The organism is Bacillus sp. HMSC036E02, from assembly GCF_001836235.1.
Taxonomy (GTDB): Bacteria; Bacillota; Bacilli; order Bacillales; family Bacillaceae_G; genus Bacillus_A; species Bacillus_A cereus.
Map to the genome: position 1 here is coordinate 1 of NZ_KV827826.1, position 215 is coordinate 215.

Consider the following 215-nt stretch of genomic DNA (forward strand, 5'->3'; position numbering starts at 1 on the left):
AAAGATGCAGAAGTAGAAATTAAAATAGGAAATAAGAAATTGCCAGATCCAATGGGAAAAATGAAGCTTGTGAAAGTAGACATAAGTGATAAAAATAAAAAGCTAGCAGGAGCAAAGTTTAAAATTGAAGATTTAAATGGGAAAATAGTTGGAGAACTAGTAACAAATGAAGAAGGAGAAGCGATATCAAAAGACTTACCAATAGGAAACTATAC

At 30.7% G+C, this 215-nt stretch carries 1 protein-coding gene; it reads left to right on the forward strand.

The genetic code is table 11. The annotated features are described in order from the left end of the window. Positions 1 to 215, forward strand: a 215-nt coding sequence (locus HMPREF2590_RS08910) for an MSCRAMM family protein (protein WP_176748653.1), incomplete at both ends; no start/stop codon positions are given.